Source organism: Micromonospora sp. 4G55 (genome assembly GCF_016803375.1).
The window spans coordinates 1-6,305 of record NZ_JAEVHN010000359.1 but is presented as its reverse complement, the minus strand read 5'-3'; the positions used below and the strand labels follow the sequence as shown (position 1 = coordinate 6,305).

7 protein-coding genes and 1 pseudogene are annotated in these 6,305 nt (G+C 67.7%); 4 read left to right on the top strand and 4 right to left on the bottom strand.

Going from position 1 to position 6,305, the window contains the following annotated elements:
- Positions 1-148: 148 nt before the first annotated feature.
- Positions 149-382: a hypothetical protein gene (locus JNW89_RS24200; RefSeq protein WP_238450627.1), complete on the top strand. Its 234-nt coding sequence runs from the start codon at positions 149-151 to the stop codon at positions 380-382.
- On the top strand, positions 379-2,175 hold the full coding sequence (gene pknB, locus JNW89_RS24195; protein WP_238450626.1) for a Stk1 family PASTA domain-containing Ser/Thr kinase: 1,797 nt from the start codon (positions 379-381) through the stop codon (positions 2,173-2,175). Before JNW89_RS24200 ends, pknB begins: the two co-directional genes overlap by 4 nt.
- Positions 2,176-2,243: 68 nt before the next feature.
- Here pknB and JNW89_RS24190 read toward each other — a convergent pair.
- Positions 2,244-2,510 (bottom strand): annotated as a pseudogene (locus JNW89_RS24190) (aminodeoxychorismate/anthranilate synthase component II); the annotation flags it as partial.
- Between the two features lie 448 nt (positions 2,511-2,958).
- On the opposite strand from JNW89_RS24190, the gene JNW89_RS24185 reads away from it, so the two are divergent.
- Both JNW89_RS24185 and JNW89_RS24180 read left to right on the top strand, forming a co-directional pair.
- Positions 2,959-3,348, top strand: a complete 390-nt coding sequence (locus tag JNW89_RS24185; RefSeq protein ID WP_238450625.1) for a peptidase inhibitor family I36 protein — start codon at positions 2,959-2,961, stop codon at positions 3,346-3,348.
- A gap of 126 nt (positions 3,349-3,474) precedes the next feature.
- Positions 3,475-4,341, top strand: a complete 867-nt coding sequence (locus JNW89_RS24180) for a hypothetical protein (protein ID WP_238450624.1) — start codon at positions 3,475-3,477, stop codon at positions 4,339-4,341.
- Positions 4,342-4,439: 98 nt separating this feature from the next.
- Here the strand turns inward: JNW89_RS24180 and JNW89_RS24175 are convergent, their stop codons facing one another.
- The 3 genes from JNW89_RS24175 to JNW89_RS24165 all read right to left on the bottom strand — a co-directional run.
- A complete protein-coding gene (locus tag JNW89_RS24175; RefSeq protein WP_210777640.1) occupies positions 4,440-5,090 on the bottom strand; it encodes an aminodeoxychorismate/anthranilate synthase component II in 651 nt (216 codons plus the stop codon).
- Positions 5,091-5,094: 4 nt separating this feature from the next.
- Positions 5,095-5,379: a hypothetical protein gene (locus JNW89_RS24170; protein WP_238450623.1), complete on the bottom strand. Its 285-nt coding sequence runs from the start codon at positions 5,377-5,379 to the stop codon at positions 5,095-5,097.
- Between the two features lie 5 nt (positions 5,380-5,384).
- Positions 5,385-6,305: class E sortase (locus JNW89_RS24165; protein ID WP_238450622.1), on the bottom strand; the 921-nt coding region annotated here is incomplete at its 5' end.

The window sequence follows — 6,305 nt, the reverse complement described above, 5'->3', positions numbered from 1 at the left end:
GCAGTCCCGGCCGCCGGTCGCGCAGCCCGCGCCGCCGCGCGGGGTCGTGTCAGCGGCTCCCACCCGGTCCGACCGCCCCGTCGGGTACGCCCGGCAGCCGGTCCCGGCTGCTGCTCCGCCGCGTCGTTCCAGGTCAGGGATGGTGACCGTGGCCATCCTGCTGGCCGTACTGGTCCTGGTCTGCTCCGGCGTGATTTCCTACAGGGCGCGGCAGGGCGCGCTGCCCGGTGACCCCGGCGCAGCCAGCTCGCTGAGCGTGACGTCCGGCGCGGTGAGCGCGTACGGACGCGACGATCTGGCCCAGAAGCCGTACCGTCGGGTGGAACGGCTTCGACCGGGTGGCGGCGAGACGACGACGAGCGAAGGACGACGAACGCGATGACAGCGCAGGCCCGCCTGCTCGGTGGCAGGTACCAGGTCGGCGAGCTGCTCGGCTACGGCGGCATGGCGGAGGTCCACCGTGGTCGTGACCTCCGGCTGGGCCGGGACGTCGCGATCAAGATGCTCCGCACCGACCTGGCCCGGGACGCCACCTTCCAGATGCGGTTCCGGCGGGAGGCGCAGAACGCCGCCTCACTGAACCACCCGGCGATCGTCGCCGTCTACGACACCGGCGAGGAGACCGCGCCGACCGGCGAGACGCTCCCGTTCATCGTGATGGAGTTCGTCAACGGCCGCACGCTGAAGGAGGTCCTCGGCGTCGAGGGCCGGCTCCAGCCGCGCCGGGCGCTGGAGATCTGCGCCGACATGTGCGCGGCGCTGGAGTTCAGCCACCGGCACGGGATCATCCACCGGGACATCAAGCCGGGCAACGTGATGCTCACCCAGACCGGCCAGGTCAAGGTGATGGACTTCGGCATCGCCCGGGCCCTGGCCAGCGGCGCGACCACGATGACCCAGACCAGCGCGGTCATCGGCACCGCGCAGTACCTCTCCCCGGAGCAGGCGCGCGGCGAGTCCGTGGACGCGCGCTCGGACGTCTACGCCGCCGGCTGCGTGCTCTTCGAGCTGATCTGCGGGCACCCGCCGTTCGTCGGGGACAGCCCGGTGAGCGTGGCCTACCAGCACGTACGGGAGGCCCCGCCGACGCCGAGCGACATCAACCCGGACGTCAACCCGGCGGTCGACGCGATCGTGCTCAAGGCGCTGTCGAAGAATCCGCTCAACCGCTACCAGAGCGCCGGCGAGATGCGGGCCGACCTGCTCCGGGCCGCCGCCGGCCGGCCGGTGCTGGCCACCCCGGTCATGCCGCAGGACGAGACGGCGCACCTCGCCCCAACCGCGGGCGGGTACCCGACGCAGGTCGTCGGCGGGCAGGTCCGGCAGCAGGCCCCGGCGCGGGTCGGCGACCCGGCCAAGCGCCGGCGGTCGTCCTGGGCGATCGCCTTCTTCGCGGCGCTCGGTGTGCTCGCGGTGATCGCGCTGGTGGCGGCGCTGCTGATGCAGAACGGCGGGCCGGAGAAGGTCCAGGTGCCGAACCTGGCGGGCAAGGACCAGGCCACCGCCTTCACCGAGATCCGCAACGCGGGCCTGGTGCCGGGGCTGGGTGACGAGGTCTTCAACTCCACCTGCAAGAAGGGCACGGTCGCCGACCAGAACCCGCCGGCCGGCAGCAGCCTGGAGGAGAACCGCCAGGTCACCGTCAGCATCTGCGGCGGTCCGGCCACCAAGACGGTCCCGGCCGGTCTGGTGGGCGGCACCTTCGAGAGCGTCAAGCAGCAGTTGGAGTTACAGGGCTTCGTGGTCAAGCCCCAGGAGAAGGACAGCTCCCGCGAGAAGGGCCTGGTCCTCGAGGTGGACCCGCCGTCCGGGCAGAAGGTCGCCGAGGGCGCCACGATCACGGTCACCATCTCGAAGGGCAACGTGGGCGACGTCCCGCGGGTCATCGGCCTCACCGAGGACGAGGCCCGCAAGGAGCTGACCGACGCCGGCTACCGGGTGCGGGTGCGCGACGGCGACGAGGTCCCCGCGGCACAGGCCGGCCGGGTCACCGACCAGAGCCCGAAGGCGGGAACCAACCTGGCCAAGGGCAAGGAGGTCACCATCGAGGTGTCCATCCCCGAGCCCACCCAGGAGCCGACTCCGCCGACCCCGACTCCGAGCAGCCCGACCCCGAGCACCGGCACCGGTGGCGGCATCTTCCCCCCGCCCCCGAACGGTGTCCCCGCCCGGTGAGCTGGACCCAGCAATGACGAAGGCCCGGTCCGGGAGGACCGGGGCCTTCTGCCTGTCGTGGCTGGTTGTCAGGTGTTGGCGAAGGCGGCTCGCCGCCGCGCGTCCACCTCGGCCGCCAGCTCCGGAGCGCGGTCCAGCACCTCCGGGTGGCCGCAGGCGGCCAGCCAGTTCGCCAGCCTCAGGTGGCCGCCCTCGGTCAGCACCGACTCCGGGTGGAACTGGATGCCCTTGATCGGCAAGGTCCGGTGGCGCATCGCCATCATGACGCCGGACCCGGTCCAGCCGATGACCTCCAGCTCGTCGGGGAGCGTCTCGGGGAGCACGGCGAGCGAGGAGGTAGGCCACGAATCGGTCGGCGTCCTGACCAGGCTGCCGGAACCATTCACCGCCACCCCGGCCTGGCACGTTAGCTGGCAGGACGACCCATCACGATGCCGCGGCCTGCCACGAACCTCTCCATGCTTCTGCAGCCGCACTCGAACCTCGGTGTCCAGTCCGACTCGGTGTCTGTGTTTGGTTGTCCTACCGCACGCCTTACCCGATGAGGTGGCTGCACCGGATAGAGGCGCAACTATTAGCTGGCATTAGTGAATGGCTTCGCTGGCAACAGCCGCACATGGGCGACATTTTGAGAGCGAATCATACATGACATCGTGGTTGCTCGAATGCCCGGTAGACATTTGCTGACAGAGTGCCATATTCGCCTCTGCTTCCTCATCTAGGTACTTGATCGCCGTCCTGCTCTGTTGTTACGCTTCCCATAGTCGCGAAGAAAGGAAAGGTATGCGAAAGAAGAAGTTTATGGCGGCCGTATCCGCAATTGCCTTGGGCGTTTCCATGGCACCGCTAGTTGCCAGCCCGGCGAGCGCAGCGGGGCCGCGATGCTCCACCAGTTGGGGCCTGTGCGTATACAGCGACGCCGACTATTACGGGTACTCGAAGCTGTTCCAGACTGGGGACAATACTTTTACGGACAATTACTGGGCCAATGGTAGGACGATCAACGACTCCATCACCTCGCTGAACAGCCGCAACGCCACCGACACCTGGCGGATTTACGTCGACAGCTACTGGCGTGGGTCGTACATGGACATCCCCGGGGGATATTACGACAAGCTCAACGTCGGTTCGACCTACAACGACAAGTTCTCCTCCTTGCGTACACTGTTGTGACTATGGGTTGGCGCGGCTGGTGTTTCCGGCCGCGCCGACCTTTGTTGAGACGGCCGAGTGGGCAGAATAGGAATTCTATTAAGTATGAGGAGAGAGCTGAACCGCCGTTCGTTCAGCGGAGTGTTCGTGGCAGTTGTCGTCCTGACCGTGCCCGTCGCCAGCTCGGTCGGCTGCTCCGATAGTGGAGGAGCGCTTCGTCGCGAGCCCGAGATCTCATCGCTGTTGACAATCCCTGACATCCATTCTTTCGTACTACCTTTAGACAAATACTCGATGAATCCAGAGCAGTGGCGGATTCTTCAAAAAGCCCGACGTGAGCTGCTGGGAAGATGCGTGGGCCGCTTCGGGTTGAAATTCATTCCGCAGCAAGGCGTCGGATCTTCCAGGATTACCCAGAACGGGGACAGATACGGCATCTCAAGGGCGGACGTCGTGTCCACTCACGGATACCATCCAGCGGAGATCCCTCAGGCGCAGAGTGTTCAAGGAATTCCCCAGGCCACTCCTGACGTGGATGGAGTGGTTCAAGGGACGTTGAAGAGCTTTGGAGGGAAGCTGGTCCCAGAGGGCGGATGCAGCGGCGAGGCCGACCGCATTTTGGGCCATGGCGCACCCGAAGTCCCGTCAGGGGACAAAAATCTGGTGCGAGAGCTGAGCTTAAGATCGTTCGGCGAGTCTCAAGGGGACAGTCGAGTGCGGGCAGTCTTCAAATCTTGGAGCGACTGCATGCGGTCCCGAGGGTTTGAATACGATAATCCTCGGGAAGCGAACAACGACAGGGCCTTTCAGTCGGATAAGCCGTCTGAAAGAGAGATGGCCGTTGCCATGGCGGATGTGAAGTGCAAAAGCGAAACGAACCTGATCGCTATTTGGGCCACTGTGGAGACCGCCTACCAAGAACAGTATATCGTTACCTACGGTCACCGGTTACAGGTCTTCGAGCAAAGTATTGATACCGCTTTGCGGAATGCTGCTGGCGTCCGTGCCCCCTGACAGACCCGATGCTGACAAGCCCATGCCCATGTGAACGCGCAACTGACTGCCCGGCCTTCGGGGCGGTGTGTCGTGACTACTCCGCGCTCCGCTGGCGGTCAGGTGTTGGCGAAGGCGGCCCGCCGCCGCGCGTCCACCTCGGCCGCCAGCTCCGGAGCGCGGTCCAGCGCCTCCGGGTGGCCGCAGGCGGCCAGCCAGTTGGCCAGCATCAGGTGGCCGCCCTCGGTCAACACCGACTCCGGGTGGAACTGGACGCCCTCGATCGGCAGCGTCCGGTGGCGCATCGCCATCACGACGCCGGACCCGGTCCAGCCGGTGACCTCCAGCTCGTCCGGCAGCGTCTCCGGGAGCACGGCGAGCGAGTGGTAGCGGGTGGCGGTGAACGGGTCCGGCAGCCCGGCCAGCACGCCGACCGAGTGGTGGCGTACCTCCGAGGTCTTGCCGTGCAGCAGCTCCGGGGCGCGGGTCACGGTGGCGCCGAACGCCTCACCGATGGCCTGGTGACCGAGGCAGACGCCGAAGATGGGCAGCTTGCCGGCGTACTCCTTGATCACGTCGAGGCAGATGCCGGCGCGGTCCGGGCTGCCCGGGCCGGGCGAGAGCAGCACCCCGGCCGCGTCGAGCCGGCCGACCTCGGCGACGTCGATCTCGTCGTTGCGGCGGACCTCGCAGTCGACGCCGAGCTGGCCGAGGTACTGCACCAGGTTGAAGACGAACGAGTCGTAGTTGTCGATGACCAGGACACGCATGGGCTCACTCGTCCGGGGAGGGGGGCGGGGTGTTGTTCCGGTCGGTGCCGTACGGCAGTTCGTGCTCGTCGCCGGACGGGGCGTCCTGCTCGACGCCGGGGTCGCCGGAGTCGCCCGGCACGCCGGTGTCCTGGGTGACCTGCACGTCGTCGAAGGGGGTCACCAGGGGCTCGGCCCAGGGGAAGACCACGTACCAGAGCAGGGCCACGGTCGCGGCGGCGAGCAGCAGCGAACCGGTGATCTTGCCGGTCAGGCCGAAGGGCAGTCTGCGCCAGATCCAGGCGTACATCGTCGTCAGCCTCCCAGCGCCGCCGGGCGGCCCTCGGACTTGGGCATGCTGGCCGTGGCGTCCAGCTCCGCGTGGATGATCAGGCGCTGGTAGTTGTCGAACTTCGGGTTGCAGGTGGTCAGGGTGAGCAGCTTCTTCGGCTTCTCTCCCGGCCCCAGCTTGATCGGCGCCGGCGCGACGACCTCCACCTGGTCGGGGCGGACGATCCGACTCTTGATCACCTTGTAGACGTACCAGTCGGTCTTGGTCTCGACGACGATCGCGTCGCCGTCGTCTAGCTCGTCCAGCCGCCAGAAGGTGGCCCGGTTGCGGTGCCCGGCGACGGAGAAGTTGCCCACCTGGCCGGGCAGCGCGCTCTTCGGGTAGTGGCCCGGGGCGTACCGGATGTCCTTTTGCGTGACGCCCTCCACCACCACCCAGTTCTTGTCGAGCTTGGGGATGTAGAGGCCGGCGATCGGCTTGCCCTCCACCGGGGGCTTGGGCTTGGGCGTCGGACCGGCGGACGGCGCGATGGTGGGGTCGCCGCTCGGGCCCCACTCCTGCGCGAGTTGGCTGCTCAGGTCGCCCTGGTGGGCGTCGACGATGGCCGACTTGCCCCAGATCTCGTACCCGGCGAAGAGCAGCACCACCAGACCGAAGGTGATCAGCACCTCGCCGGTGATCCGGACGCCGGAGCGCAACCGGGACGCCAGAGACGGCCGGGTCAGCTCCGAGTAGACGCTCTTGTAGCCCTCGTCGGTCTGGTGCGGGCGGAGCTGGACCACCCGCTCGCCGCGCCGGGGCTGCGGCGGCTCGGCGGGCTTGTCCTCGGCCGGCCCGTCGCGCTCGGGCACCGGGGGCACCGCGCCCATCAGCGCCGTCGAGTCCAGCGCCGGCTGGGCGGGCGCGGGCCGTCCGGTCACCGCCGGGATGATCGCGGTGGCCGC